Source organism: Amycolatopsis rifamycinica (genome assembly GCF_000695625.1).
GTDB classification, from domain to species: domain Bacteria; phylum Actinomycetota; class Actinomycetes; order Mycobacteriales; family Pseudonocardiaceae; genus Amycolatopsis; species Amycolatopsis rifamycinica.
Genome location: NZ_JMQI01000047.1, coordinates 190,581 through 209,342 on the forward strand (window position 1 = coordinate 190,581; position 18,762 = coordinate 209,342).

At 71.7% G+C, this 18,762-nt stretch carries 21 protein-coding genes; 16 read left to right on the top strand and 5 right to left on the bottom strand.

Annotated elements, in window-relative coordinates; genetic code table 11:
• Positions 1–2: 2 nt before the first annotated feature.
• The gene (locus tag DV20_RS45595) at positions 3–170 is read right to left on the bottom strand and encodes a hypothetical protein (RefSeq protein WP_160169750.1); all 168 of its coding nucleotides are present in this window, start codon (positions 168–170) and stop codon (positions 3–5) included.
• 13 nt (positions 171–183) lie between these two features.
• Positions 184–663 (bottom strand): hypothetical protein, encoded by a 480-nt coding sequence (locus DV20_RS22515; RefSeq protein WP_043783390.1) that lies wholly within the window; start codon positions 661–663, stop codon positions 184–186.
• Between the two features lie 63 nt (positions 664–726).
• Between DV20_RS22515 and DV20_RS22520 the strand changes: the two genes are divergently transcribed.
• From DV20_RS22520 to DV20_RS22535, 4 genes are all read left to right on the top strand, one after another.
• The gene (locus DV20_RS22520; RefSeq protein WP_043783392.1) at positions 727–1,968 is read left to right on the top strand and encodes an aminotransferase class I/II-fold pyridoxal phosphate-dependent enzyme; all 1,242 of its coding nucleotides are present in this window, start codon (positions 727–729) and stop codon (positions 1,966–1,968) included.
• Between the two features lie 116 nt (positions 1,969–2,084).
• Positions 2,085–3,062, top strand: a complete 978-nt coding sequence (locus DV20_RS22525) for a ferritin-like domain-containing protein (RefSeq protein WP_043783395.1) — start codon at positions 2,085–2,087, stop codon at positions 3,060–3,062.
• Between the two features lie 66 nt (positions 3,063–3,128).
• Complete coding sequence (locus DV20_RS22530; RefSeq protein ID WP_043783397.1) at positions 3,129–4,241, top strand: FAD-dependent oxidoreductase; 1,113 nt, start codon at positions 3,129–3,131, stop codon at positions 4,239–4,241.
• The gene (locus DV20_RS22535; protein WP_043783399.1) at positions 4,229–5,002 is read left to right on the top strand and encodes a class I SAM-dependent methyltransferase; all 774 of its coding nucleotides are present in this window, start codon (positions 4,229–4,231) and stop codon (positions 5,000–5,002) included. Before DV20_RS22530 ends, DV20_RS22535 begins: the two co-directional genes overlap by 13 nt.
• Positions 5,003–5,035: 33 nt before the next feature.
• Here the strand turns inward: DV20_RS22535 and DV20_RS22540 are convergent, their stop codons facing one another.
• The gene (locus tag DV20_RS22540; protein ID WP_043783401.1) at positions 5,036–6,079 is read right to left on the bottom strand and encodes a LacI family DNA-binding transcriptional regulator; all 1,044 of its coding nucleotides are present in this window, start codon (positions 6,077–6,079) and stop codon (positions 5,036–5,038) included.
• Positions 6,080–6,300: 221 nt separating this feature from the next.
• On the opposite strand from DV20_RS22540, the gene DV20_RS22545 reads away from it, so the two are divergent.
• The 5 genes from DV20_RS22545 to DV20_RS22565 are packed head-to-tail and all read left to right on the top strand — an operon-like array spanning position 6,301 to position 11,179.
• Positions 6,301–7,581 (top strand): ABC transporter substrate-binding protein, encoded by a 1,281-nt coding sequence (locus tag DV20_RS22545; protein ID WP_043783403.1) that lies wholly within the window; start codon positions 6,301–6,303, stop codon positions 7,579–7,581.
• On the top strand, positions 7,581–8,510 hold the full coding sequence (locus DV20_RS22550) for a carbohydrate ABC transporter permease (protein WP_043783405.1): 930 nt from the start codon (positions 7,581–7,583) through the stop codon (positions 8,508–8,510). The genes DV20_RS22545 and DV20_RS22550 overlap by 1 nt, the downstream gene beginning before the upstream one ends.
• A gap of 9 nt (positions 8,511–8,519) precedes the next feature.
• The gene (locus tag DV20_RS22555) at positions 8,520–9,407 is read left to right on the top strand and encodes a carbohydrate ABC transporter permease (protein ID WP_084093605.1); all 888 of its coding nucleotides are present in this window, start codon (positions 8,520–8,522) and stop codon (positions 9,405–9,407) included.
• 17 nt (positions 9,408–9,424) lie between these two features.
• Entirely contained in the window at positions 9,425–10,789 is a 1,365-nt protein-coding gene (locus tag DV20_RS22560; protein ID WP_043783407.1) for a GH1 family beta-glucosidase, read from the top strand.
• A 45-nt stretch (positions 10,790–10,834) separates the two neighbouring features.
• Entirely contained in the window at positions 10,835–11,179 is a 345-nt protein-coding gene (locus DV20_RS22565) for an antibiotic biosynthesis monooxygenase family protein (protein ID WP_043783410.1), read from the top strand.
• An 8-nt stretch (positions 11,180–11,187) separates the two neighbouring features.
• Here the strand turns inward: DV20_RS22565 and DV20_RS22570 are convergent, their stop codons facing one another.
• Entirely contained in the window at positions 11,188–12,984 is a 1,797-nt protein-coding gene (locus DV20_RS22570) for an AMP-dependent synthetase/ligase (RefSeq protein WP_043783411.1), read from the bottom strand.
• Between the two features lie 127 nt (positions 12,985–13,111).
• Here DV20_RS22570 and DV20_RS22575 point away from each other — a divergent pair, with 127 nt between their 5' ends.
• The 7 genes from DV20_RS22575 (at position 13,112) to DV20_RS22605 (ending at position 17,961) form a co-directional block, all read left to right on the top strand.
• Positions 13,112–13,528, top strand: coding sequence for a hypothetical protein (locus DV20_RS22575; RefSeq protein WP_043783413.1), 417 nt, complete (start codon positions 13,112–13,114; stop codon positions 13,526–13,528).
• A gap of 9 nt (positions 13,529–13,537) precedes the next feature.
• Entirely contained in the window at positions 13,538–14,332 is a 795-nt protein-coding gene (locus DV20_RS22580; protein ID WP_043783415.1) for a metallophosphoesterase family protein, read from the top strand.
• Between the two features lie 26 nt (positions 14,333–14,358).
• Positions 14,359–14,793, top strand: coding sequence for an SRPBCC family protein (locus tag DV20_RS22585; protein WP_043783695.1), 435 nt, complete (start codon positions 14,359–14,361; stop codon positions 14,791–14,793).
• A gap of 1 nt (position 14,794) precedes the next feature.
• Positions 14,795–15,928, top strand: a complete 1,134-nt coding sequence (locus tag DV20_RS22590) for an ArsA family ATPase (RefSeq protein WP_043783417.1) — start codon at positions 14,795–14,797, stop codon at positions 15,926–15,928.
• Positions 15,925–16,371 (top strand): hypothetical protein, encoded by a 447-nt coding sequence (locus DV20_RS22595; protein WP_043783419.1) that lies wholly within the window; start codon positions 15,925–15,927, stop codon positions 16,369–16,371. The genes DV20_RS22590 and DV20_RS22595 overlap by 4 nt, the downstream gene beginning before the upstream one ends.
• Positions 16,372–16,386: 15 nt before the next feature.
• Positions 16,387–17,325, top strand: a complete 939-nt coding sequence (locus DV20_RS22600) for an ROK family protein (protein WP_043783421.1) — start codon at positions 16,387–16,389, stop codon at positions 17,323–17,325.
• Positions 17,326–17,646: 321 nt separating this feature from the next.
• Entirely contained in the window at positions 17,647–17,961 is a 315-nt protein-coding gene (locus DV20_RS22605; protein WP_051736091.1) for a hypothetical protein, read from the top strand.
• On the opposite strand, the gene DV20_RS22610 is transcribed toward DV20_RS22605, so the two are convergent.
• On the bottom strand, positions 17,888–18,754 hold the full coding sequence (locus DV20_RS22610; protein WP_051736092.1) for an SDR family NAD(P)-dependent oxidoreductase: 867 nt from the start codon (positions 18,752–18,754) through the stop codon (positions 17,888–17,890). The two genes, DV20_RS22605 and DV20_RS22610, sit on opposite strands and share 74 nt — an antisense overlap.
• Positions 18,755–18,762 lie beyond the last annotated feature (8 nt).

Consider the following 18,762-nt stretch of genomic DNA (forward strand, 5'->3'; position numbering starts at 1 on the left):
TGCTAGCCGGTTGCGTCCGTTTCCAAGCGGAGCTCTTCACGGGCCAGGCTCAGAAACAGTTCGCGGTACTCGGCGATTTTCTTGAGAACTTCCTTCGGCGTCGAAGGGACAACTCGTTCTCTGGTGCTGGGGTCTTCGGTGTCGAGCCCGTACATCGCCGCAGGCAGCATCGGACACTCTGCTCTAACCGTCCCACACCGCCGCGCCCTGGCGGAGAACCTCCACATCGGACCGCCCGGCGACCGGCCACAGCTCCACCACGTACCGGTAGTGCTCCCCGTACTCGTGCTCGTTCCACGTCACCGACGGCGCCGCGGCCGGCACGTACGAAACCCGTGCCCGGTACAACCCCGGTAGTACCGAGAAAAACTTTTCCTGCGACGGGTAGTCCGCCGGTCCGGAAATCACCAGGCGCCCGCTCGGAACCGGAAGATCCGCCTCCACCACGTGTTCGGCGGAAGAATCCACGGGAGGCGGCGAAGGCAGCAGCTCCACCGAAGATTCGACCACGTCGGACCGCGCCGTCGCGATCGCGATGCCGCCAGGCTCGGCCCCGATCCGGTGAAACTCCACGGCCACCGGTGTCCAGCCGCTGCCGTCCAGCCGGGAGGCCGAATCCCGGATCGAGAACTGCCGCTGGTCGGCGTGGACTACGAGGTGCACACGAACCACCCTAGCCAGGACCCGCCCCGAAATGGTATCGACGGCGGGTTTAGCGTTGACGGCATGACCACAGCTTCCGTCGACGTCGACACGGCCCGCAGCGACTACGCGGCCCTGGTCGGCCGAGGCCTCTCCCTGGACATCACCCGCGGCAAGCCGTCCCCCGAGCAGCTCGATCTCTCCAACGGGCTGCTCTCGCTCCCCGGCGACGGCACCTTCAAGGCCGAGGACGGCACCGACGTCCGCAACTACGGCGGCCTCAACGGCCTGCCCGAGCTGCGCCGCATCTTCGCCCCCGCGCTGCAGGTGCCCGCCGGGCAGCTGCTCGCCGCCGGGAACTCGAGCCTCGAGCTGATGCACGACGCCGTCGTCCAGGCGCTGCTGAGCAAGCTGCCCGGCGCCGAGCGCCGGTGGGCCGACGAGCCGCAGGTGAAGTTCCTCGCCCCCGTGCCGGGCTACGACCGCCACTTCGCGCTCACCGAGCGCTTCGGCATCGAGCTCGTCGGAGTCGCGATGACCGACGAGGGCCCCGACATGGACGTCGTCGAGACGCTGGTCGCGGAGGACCCGAGCGTCAAGGGCATCTGGTGCGTGCCCAAGTACAGCAACCCCACCGGTGTCACGTTCAGTGACGACGTCGTCAAGCGGCTCGCCACCATGCGCACCGCGGCGGGCGACTTCCGGATCTTCTGGGACAACGCCTACGCCGTGCACCACCTCACCGACGACGAACCGGAGCTGGCCGACCTCCTCGCGCTGGCGACCGAGGCGGGCAACGCCGACCGCGTCTTCGTCTTCGGCTCGACCTCGAAGATCACCCTCGCCGGCGCCGGCGTCGGCTTCTTCGGCGCGTCCGAGGCCAACCTCGCCTGGTGGACCGGCAACACCGGCAAGCGCACCATCGGCCCGGACAAGGTCAACCAGCTGCGGCACGCCCACTTCCTCAAGGACGAGGCCGGCGTCCGCGCCCACATGCGCAAGCACGCCGCGATCATCGGCCCGAAGTTCGCCGCCGTCGACCGCATCCTCACCGAGGAGCTGGCCGACCTGGCGTCCTGGACCAAGCCCACCGGCGGGTACTTCATCACGCTGACCGTCCCGCAGGGCACCGCGAAGGAGGTCGTGCGGCTGGCGAAGGAAGCCGGTGTCGCGCTGACCCCCGCCGGGGCGACCCACCCGCACGGGAACGACCCGGCCGACGCCGTCATCCGGATCGCGCCGACCTTCCCGAAGCTCGAAGAGGTCGAGGAAGCCGTCCGCGCGCTCGCCGTGTGCGTCCGGCTCGCCGTCGCCCAGCGAGGCTGACCAGGGCAAACGCAAGTCGATCAAAATTTTTCCCGGTTTGACCGAGCCGGGGGGCGCCCCGGTACGTATGACCGGTGGGTGAGGTGGACGAACTCGTCACGAGAGGACGTCCCCCGGTGTTCGGAAAACGCTACACAGAGCAGCTGATCGAGCGCAGCGCGGAGAACGCGACCGACCGCCGCCGCTTCCTCAAGGCTGCGGGAGCGGCGGGGCTCGGCGTCGCGGGTGCCGGTGCGCTCGGCACGGCGCTGTCGCTGGGCCTCGGCTCGGCCGGTGCCACGTCGCAGTACGGGCAGCAGGGAGGTGACGCGGCGAAGGAGGCGGCGAGCGACGCCGCCGTGCTGAACTTCGCGCTCAACCTCGAGTACCTCGAGGCGAACCTGTACTCGTTCGCCGCCTACGGTTACGGGCTGAACGAGAAGTACGTCAACGGCGTCGGCAACCTGGGCAAGGTCTCCGGCGGGCACGGCGTCAAGTTCAAGAGCGAGCACACGAAGCAGATCGTCCAGGAGATCGCCGGCGACGAGGTCGCCCACGTCACCTTCCTGCGCAAGGCGCTGGACAAGGCGGCCGTGGCGCAGCCGGAGATCGACTTCCAGTACAGCTTCACCGCGGCCATGCAGGCCGCGGGGGTGATCAAGCAGGGCCAGACCTTCGACCCGTTCGGCAGCGAGAACAACTTCCTGCTCGCCGCCTACCTGTTCGAAGACGTCGGCGTGTCCGCCTACAAGGGCGCGGCGCCGCTGGTGAACAACAAGACGTTCCTCGACGCGGCGGCGGGCATCCTCGCGGTCGAGGCCTACCACGCGGGCATCATCCGCTCGGCGCTGTTCGAGCGCGGCCTGGGGGACATCACCAACAAGATGTCCGACGCCCGCGACAGCCTCGACGGCAAGGCCGACGACGACGAAGGCGTCATCAAGGACGGCAAGGCGAACCTCGTCCCGACCGACGCCAACGGCATCGCGTTCGGCCGCTCCGCCGAGCGCGTGCTCAACATCGCCTACCTGAACCCGGACAAGGTGTCTTCGGGTGGCTTCTACCCGCGCGGCCTCAACGGCGACATCGCCACCAGCGGTGCGAAGGAGAAGTAGGCACCGCGTGCCGCCGCCACGGTAACGTCACCGGCGGCGGCACGCGGAGTCGACGGGGGGCGCGAAGTGCGGGTACTGGTCGCGGGTGGCGGGATCTCGGGCACGGTCACGGCGATGGCGCTGAAGCTGGCCGGGCACGAACCCGTCGTGTACGAGGCGTATCCCGCCGGGGGCGACGACTCCGGCGCGTTCCTCACGATCATGCACAACGGCATGGACGCCCTGCGCGCGATCGGTGCGGACCGGCCGGTGATCGACAGTTCCTTCGCCGCCTACGGGGTCGAACTCGTCGCCCCGACGGGGGAAACCGCCGGGCGGCGCGAGTTCGACACCGAAGGCCTCGACAGCCCGCGCACGCTGACCCGCGCGACGCTCTACCGCGTCCTGCAGGACGAGGCCGCGCGCCGCGGTGTCCCGCTGGAGCGCGGCAAACGGCTGGTGGGCGCGAAGCCCGGTCCGGGCGGCGTCACGGCGGAGTTCGCCGACGGCACGACCGCGACCGGCGACGTCCTCGTCGGCGCGGACGGCCTCCGCTCGGTCGTCCGGCGGCTGATCGACCCGGCGGCCGACGAGCCGCGTTACACCGGGCTGACCGTCGTGTACGGCTACACGCGGGCGGGCGGCCTGCCCGCCGCGCCGGGGATCTACCGGATGATCCGCGGCAGCCGGGCGGCCTTCGGGTTCACCACGGATCCCGGCGGCGCCACCTTCTGGTTCGCCCGCGTGCCGGACGCCGAGCGGTCCCGCGAGGAGATCGCCGCGGTCACCCCGGCGGGCTGGCGCGAGTTCGCGTACGCGGCGTTCGACGGCGATCCGCTGCCCTGCGCGGACATCATCGCGGCCACCGGCGACGAGGTCTTCGGCGGCCACTCCTACGACGTCCCCGAGACGCGGGTGTGGTCGACGCCCGAGATGGTCCTCACCGGCGATGCCGCCCACGCCGCGTCCCCGGCCGCGGGCCAAGGCGCGTCGATGGCCCTGGAAGACAGCGTCGTGCTGGCGCAGTGCCTGCGCGACCTGCCGGACCCCGCGTCGGCTTTCGCGACGTACGAAGGACTTCGCCGCGAGCGCGTGGAGAAGCTGGTCGCGGCGAGCGCGGGCGGGGACGTGGGCGAGAAGCCGGGCTGGCTGTACGCGCACCACATCGACTGGAACGCGAAGATCCCATGGACTGGGTAGCGGAGTTCTACTCGACGACCGGCGGGTGGTGGGGCCGGGCCGAAGCCGAGATCACCGAGCGGGACCACCGCCGCCTGCGGCTGCTGCACGAGCACGCCGGGGAACGCCCGCTGCGCGTCCTGGAACTCGGATCGGGCTACGGAACGACGGCCGCGGTCATGGCGCGGGCCGGCCACGCGGTCACCGCCGTCGAAGTCAGCGACCGGGTGGAGTTCGCCGGCCGGTTCACCCGGGACGTCGAACCCGGAGCCCTCACCGTCGTGCGAGCGGACTTCTACGAAGTCGACCTGCCCCGGGACTTCGATGTCGTCTGCTATTGGAACGGCTTCGGCGTCGGCTGCGACGCCGACCAGCGCCGGCTCCTGACGCGGATCGCCGGCGAGTGGCTCCGGCCGGGCGGGACCGCGTTGATCGACGTCTTCAACCCCTTCGTCTGGGCGCGCTGGGACGGCGACGAGGAACACCGGCTCCCGGATCCGGCGGCCGGCTACGACCACGAACTGCGGGAGCGGATCCGCTTCGACCCGGTCACGTGCACCGCGATCGACACGTGGTGGCCGGTGGCGGACCCCGAGCGCGCGATCAGCCAGGTGCTCCGCTGCTACTCGCCGGCCGACCTGGCCCTGCTGCTCACCGGAACCGGGCTGGCGCTGGCGAAAATCCACGTCGGCGAGCACGCGTTCGCGCCGGCCGCCCGGCCCGGCCCGCGCGACCTGCTCCACGACCACCACGAGTACCTGGCGGTCTGCCGCTCGTCCTGAGGGCCGAGGCGGGTTCCGGCCCCGCCCCGGCCCTCACGACCGGGCGCCGCAGGAGTCGCGGACCACCAGCTTCGTCGGCAGCAGCACCGGTTCCGGGGCCGCCGCGTTCTCGAGCATCGCCAGCAGCGCGCCGGCCGCCGCCGTGCCGAAGCCCGGTTTGTCCTGGGCCACCGTCGTCAACGCCGGGTCCACCAGGGACGCCACCTCGATGTCGTCGAACCCGACCACGGCCAGGTCCGCTGGCACCTTCAGCCCGGCCGCGCGGGCCGCCAGCAGCGCGCCGACCGCCATCTCGTCGCTGGCCGCGAACACCGCCGTCGGCGGGTCCTTGCGGGCCAGGAGCCGCCGCATGCCGACGAACCCGCTCTCGCGGTAGAAGTCGCCGCCGATGACGAGATCCTCCGCCACCGGCAGCCCGGCTTCGGCCAGCCCGCGCCGGTACCCCTCGGTGCGGGCGGCCGCCGGCGCGTTGCCGCGGGGACCGGTGATCGTCGCGATCCGGCGGTGGCCGAGGGCGGCCAGGTGCCGGACGGCTTCCGCGGCGCCCCCGGCGTTGTCCGACGTCACGTGCGTCGCCCGCGGCCCGGACAGGGCGACGTCCAGCGCGACGCACGGCAAGCCGGACTGGGCGAACGCGGTGAACGCGTCGGCGTCCGTCCCGCTGTCGATGAGGACCAGTCCGGCCAGGTGGTGCCGGCGGGTCATGCTCACGTAGCCGATCGGGTCGGCCAGCGACACGCCAGGGTGACGATCGCGGGCGTCGTCGCTCGTGGCGAGCATCAGCAGGTGGTAGCCGTGCGAGCTCAACGCGGATTTGAGGCCCAGCAACAGGTCCTGCAGGAACGGGTGCCGCCAGCCGGGCCGCCGGTGGTCGGTGTCCCAGACCAGCCCGACCATCGCCGACTGCTGCCGCGACAGCGCGCGCGCCGACTCGTTCGGCGAGAAGTCGAGGTCCCGCGCCACGCGTTCGACGCGTTCGCGGGTCGTCGCGCTGACCGTGGCCGGGCGGTTGAACACGCGCGACACGGTGGCGACCGAAACTCCGCAGAGCTGCGCGACCTCGCGGGCCGTGACCATGGTGACCTCCGATGCTGCTTTTCGGGGGTTCCGGGTGGCGGAGCCCCCCGGCCCGAGGCGAAGCCTCGGAGGTTGTTGTAACCGGTTACATCTGTAGCACACCACCTCAGACTGCGTAAACGCCGAGGTGCGTTATTGTTTCGTTACTTGACGGGAGCCGGGTGGGAGCGCTCTCATGGGACCCGCGTTTTCCGACCGGCCCGTAGAACAACGGAGATCTCATGCGCCCGAAAACGAGGAACCGCCGCGTCCGCCTGCTCGCCGGGGTGGGCGCCACCCTGGTGGCGCTCACCGCGCTGAGCGCCTGCGGGGACAGCGGCGCCGCCGGCGGCAAGGTCAAGCTGAGCCTCGGCCTGTTCGGCAACTTCGGCTACGCCGACCTGATCAAGGAGTACCAGGCGGCGCACCCGGACATCGAGATCACCGAGCGGACCGCCAGCTACTCCGACCACCACAAGAACCTCGCCGCGCACCTGGCCACCGGCGCCGGCGCCGCGGACATCGAGGCCATCGACACCGGCTACGTCGCCCAGTTCAAGGCGTCGCCGGACAAGTTCGTCGACCTCAACACCGCCGGCGGCGACAAGCTCAAGGACCGCTGGCTGGGCTGGAAGTGGGCCGCGTCGCTGGGCAAGGGCGGGCAGCAGATCGGTTACGGCACCGACGTCGGCGGCCTGGCCATCTGCTACCGCCGCGACATGTTCAAGACCGCCGGGCTGCCCGAGGACCGCGACGCCGTCTCCGCGCTCTGGCCGACCTGGCAGGCGTTCTTCGAGACGGGCAAGCGCTTCCAGGAGAAGGCGCCGAACGGCGTCAAGTTCATGGACGGCGGCCCGACCGTGCTCAACGCGATCGTCGGCCAGGCGCCGCAGGGCTACTACGACCAGAACGACCAGATCATCGTGGGCAGCAACCCGGCGCTGCGCCAGGGCTGGGACCTCGTGGTCGACGCGGTCAAGGCGAACCTCAGCGCCGGCCTGCTCTACAGCACGCCGCAGTGGAACACCGGCTTCACCCAGGGGCAGTTCGCCACCGTCACCTGCCCGGCGTGGATGATGACCAAGATCAAGGACCAGGCGCCGGACACCGCGGGCAAGTGGGACGTCGCGAGCGTGCCCGGCGGGGGCGGCAACTGGGGCGGCTCGTACCTGACCGTGCCCAAGCAGGGCAAGCACACCAAGGAAGCCGCCGAGCTCGCCGCGTGGCTGACCGCGCCCGAGCAGCAGGCGAAGGTGTTCACCAGCAAGGGCCTGCTGCCGTCGGCGCCGTCGCTCTACGCCGACCCGAAGATCACCGGCTACACGAACCCGTTCTTCAACAACGCGCCCGTGGGCAAGGTGTTCACCGACGCGGCGAAGAAGCTGAACCCGCAGTACCAGGGCCCCAAGGCCGGCGACGTCCAGACCGAGTTCGGCAACGCGATGCAGCGCGTCGAGCAGGGCAAGCAGGACGGCGCGGCGGCGTGGGAGCAGCTGGTCGGTGACGTCTCGAAGATCAAGTGATGGCGGTCAAAACGCTGACCTTCGCCGAGCGGCGGCAGAAGTGGGACGTCAAGCTGTCGCCGTTCGGCTTCATCAGCCCCTACTTCCTCATCTTCGGCGTCTTCGGGCTGTTCCCGCTGCTGTACACGGCGTTCGTGTCGCTGCAGAAGCGGAACCTCATCGACGCCGAGGGTGCGCAGTTCATCGGGTTCGGCAACTACGAGCAGCTGCTGTTCCACGACCCGTACTTCTGGAACGCGATGGGGAACACGGTCAGCCTGTGGCTGCTGACCACGATCCCGCAGATCCTCTTCGCGCTCGGCATCGCGCACCTGCTCAACCGGCGGCTGCGCGGGCGGATGTTCTTCCGGATGGGGATGATCCTGCCGAACATCACCTCGGTGGCGGCGGTGACGATCATCTTCGCCCAGCTGTTCGGCCGGGACTTCGGCCTGGTCAACTGGGTGCTGAGCTGGTTCGGCGCCGGGCAGGTCGACTGGCAGGCCGGCACGGCCAGCTCGCACACCGCCATCGCGGCGATGGTGGTGTGGCGCTGGACCGGCTACCACGCCCTGATCTTCCTGGCGTCGATGCAGGCGATCCCGTCGAGCATGTACGAGGCCGCCACCCTCGACGGCGCCAAGGGGTGGCAGCAGTTCTGGCGGATCACCGTCCCGCTGCTGCGGCCGCAGATCATCTTCTCCACGGTGATCGCGACGACCGGGAACATGCGGCTGCTGGCCGAGCCGCTGCTGTTCAACCCGGGCACGGCGGCCGCGACCGGCGGTTCGGACCGGCAGTTCCAGACCGCCGCGCTGTACCTCTACGAACAGGGTTTCGCCAAGTACGACTTCGGCTACAGCTCGGCGATCGCGCTGATCCTGGCCGTGGCCACGATGCTCGTCGCGGGCCTGTCGTACCTGGTGACCCGGCGGATCTCGACGGACTGAGGAGCGGACATGACCACCGTGCTGACCCCGGCGGCGCCCGCGCCGCCGTCCGCTTCGCCGGGCCGGATCCGGCGCGCGGCGAAACGCGTCGCGAGCCCGTGGACCTACGCCGCGCTGATCGCGATCCTGGCCGGTTCGGCGTTCCCGGTGTACTGGTCGTTCGTCGTCTCCTCGCAGACGACGGAGGCGGTCGGGAGCGTGCCGCCGGTCCTGGTGCCGGGCGGGCACCTGTTCGAGAACATCGCCCGCGTCTTCGACGAGACGGACTTCGCGCTGGCGCTGGGCAACTCGCTCATCGTCGCGGGCACGATCACCGTCTCGGTGGTGCTGTTCTCGACGCTGGCCGGGTTCGCCTTCGCCAAGCTGCGGTTCCGCGGGCGGACGGCGCTGCTGCTGGTCGTGGTCGCCACCCAGGCGATCCCGACCGAGCTGGGCGTCGTCCCGCTGTACATGATGATGGCCGACTTCGGGTGGGCCGGGCAGCTGCAGGCGGTGATCGTGCCCGGCCTGGTCACCGCGTTCGGCGTGTTCTTCATGCGCCAGTACTTCGAGCGGGCGCTGCCGCTGGAGCTGCTGGAAGCCGGGCGGATGGACGGCTGCGGTTCGCTGCGGCTGTTCTGGCACGTGGCGCTGCCGGCGGCCCGCCCGGCCGCGGCGGTGCTCGGGCTGTTCACCTTCATGCAGGCCTGGAACGACTTCTTCTGGCCGCTGGTGGTGCTCGTGCCGGAGAACCCGACCGTCCAGACCGCACTGTCCACACTGGCCAGTGGCTACACCACCGACTACACGCTCGTGCTCACCGCCGCCACCATCGGCACCGTCCCCGTCCTGATCGTGTTCCTGCTGTTCGGCCGCCAGATCGTCGGCGGCATCATGCAGGGCGCGCTCAAGGGCTGACCCATCCGGAGTTCACCGTGACTTCCAGTTTCCCGCCCGCCTTCCGCTGGGGCGTGGCCACCTCGGCGTTCCAGATCGAGGGCGCCACCACGGCCGACGGCCGCGGACCGTCCATCTGGGACATTTTCGCGGCGGTCCCCGGCGCGGTGGCCGGCGGCCACACCGGCGAACCGGCGGCCGACCACTACCACCGCTGGGCCGCCGACCTCGACCTGCTCACCGAACTGGGGGTCGACTCCTACCGGTTTTCGGTGTCCTGGCCGCGGATCCAGCCGTCCGGGCGCGGCCCCGCCGAACGCCGGGGGCTCGGGTTCTACCGGCGGCTCGTGGACGGGCTGCGGGAGCGGGGGATCGAGCCGTTCCTGACGCTCTACCACTGGGACCTCCCCCAGGCCCTGGAAGACGAGGGCGGCTGGCGCTCCCGCGACACGGCGTACCGGTTCGCCGAGTACGCCGCGCTGGTGCACGAGGAACTCGGCGACGTCGTCGACTTCTGGACGACGCTCAACGAGCCGTACCCGTGCGCGGTCGCGGGCTACGGCGAAGGCCGCCACGCGCCGGGGGCCAGGGAGGGACACGGCGCGCTGGCGGCCGCCCACCACCTGCTGCTCGGCCACGGCCTCGCGGTCCGGGCGATGTGCGAGCGGGCCGCGCTGCCGCACCAGTTCGGCATCGTCCTCAACCAGTCACCGGCGGTCCCGGTGACGTCCTCGGCCGCGGACGCGGCGGCGGCCGCCCGCCAGGACACGCTGCTGCGCCGCCAGTTCACCGACCCGCTGTTCGGCGGCCGCTACGCCCCGGGCCTGCCGGCGATGTTCGACGGCGTCTCGGACTTCTCGTTCCGCCGGGACGACGACCTGGAGATCATCGGGGCACCGCTGGACTACCTGGGCGTGAACTACTACTACCGCCTGCACGTGGCGGACGCCCCGCACCGCGAGCCGGACCCGGCCCTGCGCACGGTGGCGGACATCGGCGTGGACACCACGCGCCTGCCGGACGTCCCGCGGACCGGGATGGGCTGGCCGGTCGAGCCGGAGGGCCTGACGGAAGCCCTGGTGGGCCTGCACAACAGGTACCCGGGACTGCCGCCGGTGTACGTCACGGAGAACGGGTGCGTGTACGCCGACCGCAGTGATTTCGCGGACTACGAGCGCATCAGCTTCTTGAACGAGCACATCGAGGCAGCCCGCGCGGCCGCCACGGCGGGGGTCGACCTGCGCGGCTACTTCTGCTGGTCGTTGCTGGACAACTTCGAGTGGGCGCACGGGTACAAGCACCGGTTCGGCCTGGTCCACGTCGACTACGAGACGCAGGAGCGCACGCCGAGGTCGAGTTACCGCTGGTACCGCGACTTCATCGCCGCCCAGCGCACCCCCTGAGAAAGTCGGTGGATCGCCGCGGCCGGGCCGCTCTACGGTGACGCCATGAGCGATCACCCGGACGCCCCGGTCGAGGCCTTCGAACCGCCCTACTACGTGGCCGTCTTCACCACGGTGCGCACCGGCGAGCAGGGCGGCTACCCCGAGACCGCCGCCCGGATGGAGGAGCTGGTCAAGCAGGTCCCCGGGTACCTGGGCATGGACCACGCCCAGACGCCCGGCGGGCTCGGCATCACCGTCGGGTACTTCCGCGACGCCGAAGCGCTCGCGCAGTGGCGAAGCAATGCCGAGCACCGCGGCGCCCAGCAGCGGGGCCGGGCCCAGTGGTACGAGAGCTACACGCTGCACGTGGCGAAGGTGGAGCGCAGCACCGGCTTCACCCGGCCCTGAACCCCTCGCTACTTCTTGTACAGGCCTTCGATGTCGTCGGCGTAGTTCTTCGAGACCACGTTGCGCTTGAGCTTCAAGCTCGGCGTGATCTCGCCGCCGGCCTCGGTGAAGTCGTTGGCCAGGACCGTGAACTTCTTGATCGCCTCGGCCTTGGACACCGACTTGTTCGCCTCGTCGACCGCGGCCTGGATCTCCGCGAGCAGGTCGGCGTCCGAAGCGAGGTCCGCCACCGTGGCCGAAGCGGGCTTGCCGTGCTGGGACTTCCAGGACGGGAAGTACTCCTCGTCCACCGTCACCAGCGCCGCGATGAACGGCCGCTGGTCGCCGACCACCATCGCCTGGCTGACCAGCGGGGACGCCTTGATCGTGTCCTCGAGGCCGGACGGGGCGACGTTCTTGCCGCCCGCCGTCACGATGATCTCCTTCTTGCGGCCGGTGATCTTCAGGAACCCGTCCGGATCGAGCTCGCCGAGGTCGCCGGTGTGGAACCAGCCGTCGGTGAGCGCTTCCTTCGTCGCCTGCGGGTTGTTGTAGTACGCCCGGAACACGACGTCGCCCTTGAGCAGCACTTCACCGTCGTCGGCGATGCGGACCGACGTGCCGTTGACCGGCTTGCCGACCGTGCCGACGCGGAACGCCGTCTGCGTGTTGACGTTCGCCGCCGCCGAGGTTTCGGTGAGGCCGTAGCCCTCGAACACCGGGACGCCGATGCCGCGGAAGAAGTGCGCCAGCCGCGCGCCCAGCGGGGCACCGCCGGAGACGGCCGCGACGCAGCGGCCGCCGAGGGCCGCGCGCAGCTTGCCGTAGACGAGCTTGTCGAACGCCAGGTGCTTCAGCTTCAGCCCGAGCCCGGCGCCGCCGTGGTCCTGCGCCTCGCTGTAGGCGACCGCGGTGGCCTCGGCGGCGTCGAAGATCTTGCCCTTGCCCTCGCTGTGGGCCTTCTGCTTCGCCGAGTTGTAGACCTTCTCGAACACGCGGGGCACGGCGACGACGAACGTCGGCCGGAACGTGCCCAGGTCGGCGACCAGGTTCTTGACGTCCGGGGTGTGCCCGAGGGTGACGCGGGCGGTCAGCGCGGTGACGGCGATCGCGCGGGCCAGCACGTGGGCCAGCGGCAGGAACACCAGCAGCGAGTTGCCCTGCTCCATCAGCTGCGGGAACGCCTCGATGTCGGCGCGGATCTCCGCCAGCAGGTTGCGGTGGGTCAGCTCGACGCCCTTGGGGCGGCCGGTGGTGCCCGAGGTGTAGACGATCGTGGCGAGCTCGTCCGCGGTCACCTCGCGGCGCCGGTCGTGAAGCTCGTCGTCGGACAGCGAGGCGCCCAGCGCGGACAGCTCTTCGACGGCGGGGGAGTCACCTTCGATCTGCCAGATGCTGTCCAGGTCGGTGAGCCGGTCCCGGACCTCTTCGACCGTCGCGGCGTGGGCGTTCGTCTCGACGAACACGCCCTTCGCGGCCGAGTCGGACAGGATCCAGTGCACCTGTTCGGGGGAGGACGTGTCGTAGATCGGGACGGTCACCGCGCCGGCCGCCCAGATCGCGAAGTCGATCAGCGTCCACTCGTAGCGGGTCTTCGACATGATCGCGACGCGGTCGCCGCGGCCGATCCCGGCCTGGGCCATCCCCTTCGCCACGGCCAGCACCTCGGCCGCGAACTCCTTGGCGGTGACGTCGAGCCAGCTGCCCTCGACCTGGCGGCGGAAGCTCACCACGTCGGAGAACCGCTCGGCGTTCGCCCAGACGACGTCGGACATGTTCTCGTCGTCGGCCACCGGCTTCCCGGCGGGAGCGCTGTATTCGCGCACGTGGACCTCCGTGTTCAACGCGTGCGGCGGGCGACACCGCTGTTACCCGCCAGTCAACTTAGCGTGGTGAGCACCTTAAGACCATGCTGATCGACGCCGCGAGGCGAGGCCGTGACATTCTTCGCACGTGAACGCGCCACCCTCACTCGACATCGTCGACGAGACGTTCCTCGCCGTTCCGCCCGCCACCGTGGCCGCGGTCTTCGCCGAGCCGGCCTCCTGGCGGCGCTACTGGCCCGACCTGGTCCTCGAGGTCTACACCGACCGGGGGGACAAGGGCCTGCGCTGGACCGTGACGGGTGCGCTCGTCGGTACGATGGAGGTCTGGCTCGAGCCGGTGCTCGACGGCACCCTGCTGCACTACTTCCTGCGGGCGACGCCCGCCGACGCGGCCGGGGCGCCCCGGGAACTGGCGCCGCGCGAGCTGCGCCGGGAGTTCGACCGGCGGGCCCGCGCGGCCAAGGCGATCGCGCTCGGGCTCAAGGAGATCCTGGAGGACGGGCGCGAGCCCGGAGTGCCTCCGCGCCGCGAGAACGAGAACTAGGGGAGCAGGGTGCGGGTACACGTCGTCTCGGACGTGCACGGCAACGCGGACGCGTTGAAGCGGGCGGGCGACGGGGCGGACGCCCTGGTCGTGCTCGGCGACCTGATCGACTTCGTCGACTACCACGACCACGAGAAGGGCATCATGGGTGCCCTGTTCGGCGCGGAGAAGGTGGCGGGGTTCGCCCGCCTGCGCCGCGAGGGCACCCGTGACGAAACCGTTGCCTACTCACGGGAGCTCTGGGCGAGCCTCGACGACCCGGCCGCCGCGGTCGACGAGGCCATCCGCGCCCAGTACGCGACGCTGTTCGCGGCGATGACCGCGCCCACCTACGCCACCCCCGGCAACGTCGACACCCCGGCGCTGTGGCCGGAGTTCACCGGCGAGGGCGTCCGGGTGCTCGACGGCGAGGTCGCCGAGATCGGCGGCCTGCGGTTCGGCTTCGTCGGCGGCGCGCTGCTGCCCGACGGCGTCGTCCCGCGGCCCCGCAAGGGCGCGGCCTGGCGGCCCTACCTGCGGGATCGCGAAGACTACGAGCGCGGCGTGGCCGAGCTCACCGAGGTGGACGTCCTCTGCACGCACGCCCCGCCCGCGCTGCCGGAGCTCACCTACGACGTCGTCGCCCGCCGCAGCGAGATCGGCTCGGCGGCGCTGCTGGAGCTCATCCGGGAGCAACGGCCGCGCTGGTCGGTGTTCGGGCACGTGCACCAGCCCCTGGCGGCGCGCGCCCGGGTCGGCCTGACCGAGTGCCGCAACGTGGGTCACTTCAAGGAGACCGGGCAGCCCTACGTGCTGCGCTGGTGACCAACCGCGGCGGCTACGCTTCGACCATGGCCGAGCAGTCCACACAGTCCATCGAGGTCGACGCCGAGCCCAGCCGGGTGATGGCCGTGATCGCCGACTTCCCCGCGTACCCGGAATGGGCCAAGGCCGTCCGGCAGACCGAGGTCCTCGACACCGACGCCGAAGGCCGGGCGAAGCAGGTCAAGCTGACCCTCGACGCGGGCCCGATCAAGGACGTCTACACCCTCGAGTACGACTGGGACTCAGACGGCCTCGGCGTGAGCTGGCACCTGGTCAAAGGCCAGATGCAGAAGGCGCAGAACGGCCGCTACGCGCTGGCCGACCTCGGCGGCCGGACGCGCGTCACCTACACGCTGTCGGTCGAGCTGGCGCTGCCGATGATCGGCCTGCTGCGCCGCAAGGCCGAGAAGATGGTCATGGACACCGCGCTGAAGGAGCTCAAGAAGCGGGCCGAGGGCTAGCGTGCGGATCCTGCTGTGCACCGGCAAGGGGGGTGTCGGGAAGACCACGCTGGCCGCGGCCACCGGCGCCGCCCTCGCCGCCCGCGGCAGGAAGACCCTCGTCGTGTCCACGGATCCGGCGCACTCGCTCGGTGACGCCTTCGCCCGTCCCCTCGGCACCGAACCGTCCGAAGTGGACGCCCTCCTGTCGGCCGTGCAGGTCGATTCGCGCACCCTGGTGGACGCCGGCTGGGAGCGGCTGCGCGGCGAACTGCGGGCCGTGCTGGCCGGCGCGGGGCTCGACACGCTGGACGCCGAAGAACTGACCGTGCTGCCCGGCGTCGACGAACTGCTCGCCCTCACCGAGGTCCGCCGGCTGGCCGAGGACGGGCCGTGGGAGACCGTCGTCGTCGACTGCGGGCCGACGGCCGAGACGCTGCGGCTGCTCGCCCTGCCCGAGGCCGTCTCCGGCTACCTGACCCGCGTGTTCGGGCCGCGCGGCCGCGTCACGGACTCGGTGCGCCGCCTCGGCGCCCACCTCGACGGCCTGCGCGCCCTGCTCACCGACCCGGCGGTGACGACGGTCCGGCTGGTCCTGACCCCGGAGCGGGTGGTCGTCGCCGAAGCGCGGCGCACGCTCAGCTCCCTGGCCCTGCGCGGCATCGCCGTCGACGGCCTGATCGCCAACCGGCTGATGCCCGCGCCCGGCCTCTGGCGCGGGGGCGCCGCCTCCTGGCTGCGCACCCGCCGGACGCAGCAGGACGCCGTGCTCGCCGAGCTCGCCGCGGCCGGCATCGCGCCGGTCGCCCGGGTGGAACACCGGGCCGTCGAGCCGGTCGGGCTGCCCGCGCTGCTGGAAATCGCCGCCGAGCTCTACCGCGGCGAAGACCCGTTGGCCGGCAACGGGACGCCCGTCACACCGCTGCTGCGCGTGCGGCTGGCCGACGGCGGGTACACCCTGCGCGTCGCGATCCCGCTCGCGCGGGACGCCGAAGTCGACCTCGCCCGTGTCGACGACGACCTGGCGATCACCGTGGACGGCTTCCGCAGGCTCATCGCCCTGCCGGAGCCGCTGCGGCCGTGCCGGATCACCGGGGCGGAATCCGACGCCGACGGCCTGGTCGTGCACCTGGCCGGGAACCGGGGACGCGGGTGAGCGAAGAGCAACACGGGCCGCGCCTGGCGGAGGAGATCCGCCTGCTCGCCGAGATGGTCGCGGACAAGGCGGCGCCCTGGCTCGAGGGGGTGCTCGCGGCCGGGCACGGCAGCGTCTTTTCGGGGGTTCCGGGTGCCGAGGCCCCCGGTGGTTACGGGACCCCTGACGAGGCGAAACCGGACGGCTCGGCGTGCGGCTGGTGTCCGCTGTGTGCGATCGTCGCGGTGGTGCGCGGGGAACGGCCCGAGCTGGTCGCGCGGCTGGCCGAGCAGCTGGCGCAGCTGGTCGCCCTGCTGCGCGCGGTGCTCGCCGACCGGTGGGAGCCCGAGGAGGGCGTGCACATGCCCGGGTTCCGGCCCGCGCCGCGACCCGCCGCGGACGCCACGGCGTCCACCAGGGTGCAGCACATCGCGGTCCGCCGGCGCGACGAGTGGGAGAGCTGAGTGCGGACGATAGGGGTGGACGTCGGCGGGACGAGCATCCGGGCCGGCGTGGTGGACGAACGCGGCTCGCTGCTCGACACGGCGCGCGTCGCGACGCCGACCGAGGAAGGCGCCCTCGAAGACGCCATCGCCGGTGTCGTCGAGGACCTGCGCAACCGCCACGACGTGGCGGGCGTCGGCCTGGCGGTGGCCGGCTTCGTGGCGCGCGACCGCCGGTCGGTGATGTTCGCCCCGCACCTGGCGTGGCGCGGCGCCCCGGTCGCGGACCGGATCGAGAAGCGCGTCGGCCTGCCGGTGCTGCTGGAGCACGACGTCAATTCGGCCATCGTGGGCGAGCACCGCTTCGGCGCGGCCCGCGGCGCCCAGGTGGCGGCCCTGGTGGCGCTGGGCACGGGCATCGGCGCGGGCCTCCTGCTCGACGGGAAGCTCTACCGGGGCGCGTACGGCGTGGCGCCGGAGCTGGGCCACCTGACGGTGGTCCGCGGCGGCCGCCCCTGCCCGTGCGGCAAGTACGGCTGCTGGGAGCGCTACTGCAGCGGAACGGCACTGGCGGCGACGGCGGTGGAGCTGCTCGCCCGGCACCCGGGCCGCTCGACGGTGCTGGCCCCGCAGGTCGCGGGCGACCCGGGCTCGGTGACGGGCCGCCGCGTGGCCGGAGCGGCCCGCGACGGCGACCCGATCGCCCAGCTGGCGATGGCGGAGCTGGCGAAGTGGCTCGGCGAGGGCCTGGCGCTGGTGGCGGACGTGTTCGACCCGGAGATCATCGTGATCGGCGGCGGAGTTTCGGAGTCGGCGCCGCTGTTCCTGGACGAAGCCCGAGAGCACTACGCGGGCGCGATCACGGGCGCCCGGCACCGGCCCCTGGCCCGGATCAGGACGGCCCACCTGGGCGACGACACGGCGATCGTCGGTGCGGCGGCCCTGGCCCTGGAAGCGGCCAAGACCCCGGTCTGACCCCGGCGGAGGTCTTGAGTGACTCGTTCAGGACCTCCGGAGACCGGAAGGAGTCACTCAAGACCTTTCGGCGTGTCGGCTGGCGGGCTCTGGCCGGGAGCCGGACTTTCCGGCGTGCCGGCTGGCGGGCTCTGGCTGGGAGCCGGACTTTCCGGCGTGCCGACTCGCAGGCTCCGGTTGGAAGCCGATCTGACCGCCTGTGGATGGCATCGGACGGTGGACGTCCGCTCGCCCGGAACTGTCGGTGCCTCCCGGTAGCGTGGAAACCGGGGGCGGGCCCGCGAGGGTGTTCGGCCATCCACCCGCGGGTACCTCACCCCCATGGGGATCGCGATCGGGCTCGCCGGCGTGCTGCTGGTGGCCGCGGCGGCGGTGCTGCGCCGGAAGGCGCGCCACCGGTGGGTGGCCGTGGCTGCTTCTTTCGCCGTGATGGCGGGCTGGGCACTGGCGGCCCAGTTCCTGCTCAAGCCCCTCGTCCCCGGTCCGGTCCTCGCCGTGATCATCCTCGGCGGCCTCACCCTGGGCATCCTCTTGGCCGCGTTCCTCGGTGGCCGCCGGGGTGCTACGCCGCCTCCCGGGGCCAGTACTTCCGCAAGCTCGCCGCGGCGACCCGGTCGAGCGCCCGGTCCGGGATGACGCGGGCCAGCCGGGTCAGCAGGCCCGCGTCCCGGCCGATCGGGTAGCGCGTGCGCGGGCGGCGCGCGGTGGCCGCCTCGGCGATGACGGCCGCGGCCTTGTCCGCGGCCAGACCGGCCCGGGTGAACGCCAGCGAGTGGGCGACGACGGCTTCGACGAGCCCGCCGTAGCGGCGCCGGTGTTCGGAGCTCATCTTCCCGGCGAGGTCGTGGGCGGTGGCGGCGCCGCGTTCGCCCATCTCGGTCCGCACCGCGCCGGGCTCGACCACGACGACCTGCACCCCGTGCGGGGCGAGTTCGCGGCGGAGCGCGTCGCTGACCGCTTCGAGCGCGAACTTCGTCCCCGCGTAAGGACCGTAGGTGGCCATCGCGACCTTCCCGCCGACCGAGCTGATGTTCACGATCCGGCCGCGGCTGCGGTGCAGCGACGGCAGCAGCGCCTGCGTGACGGCGACGTGCCCGAAGAGGTTGACCTCGAACAGGTTCCGCCATTCGGCCAGCGGCAGCGCCTCGACCGGGGCGTTGACCGAGACGCCGGCGTTGTTGACGAGGGCGCGCAACGGGCGTTCGTCCGCGCCGACCCGGTCGGCGAGGGCGCGGACGTGCTCGGGCCGCGTGATGTCGAGGAGCACCGGTTCGACGCCGCCGGCGCGGATCGCGTCCGCGTCGCGCTCCCGGCGGACGCCGGCGAGGACGTGGTGGCCGCGGGCGGCGAGCGCCCGCGCGGTCGCGGCGCCCATGCCGGTCGAGGCACCCGTGACGACCATGAGCGAGGTTTGATGTGACGCTGTCATATGAACCA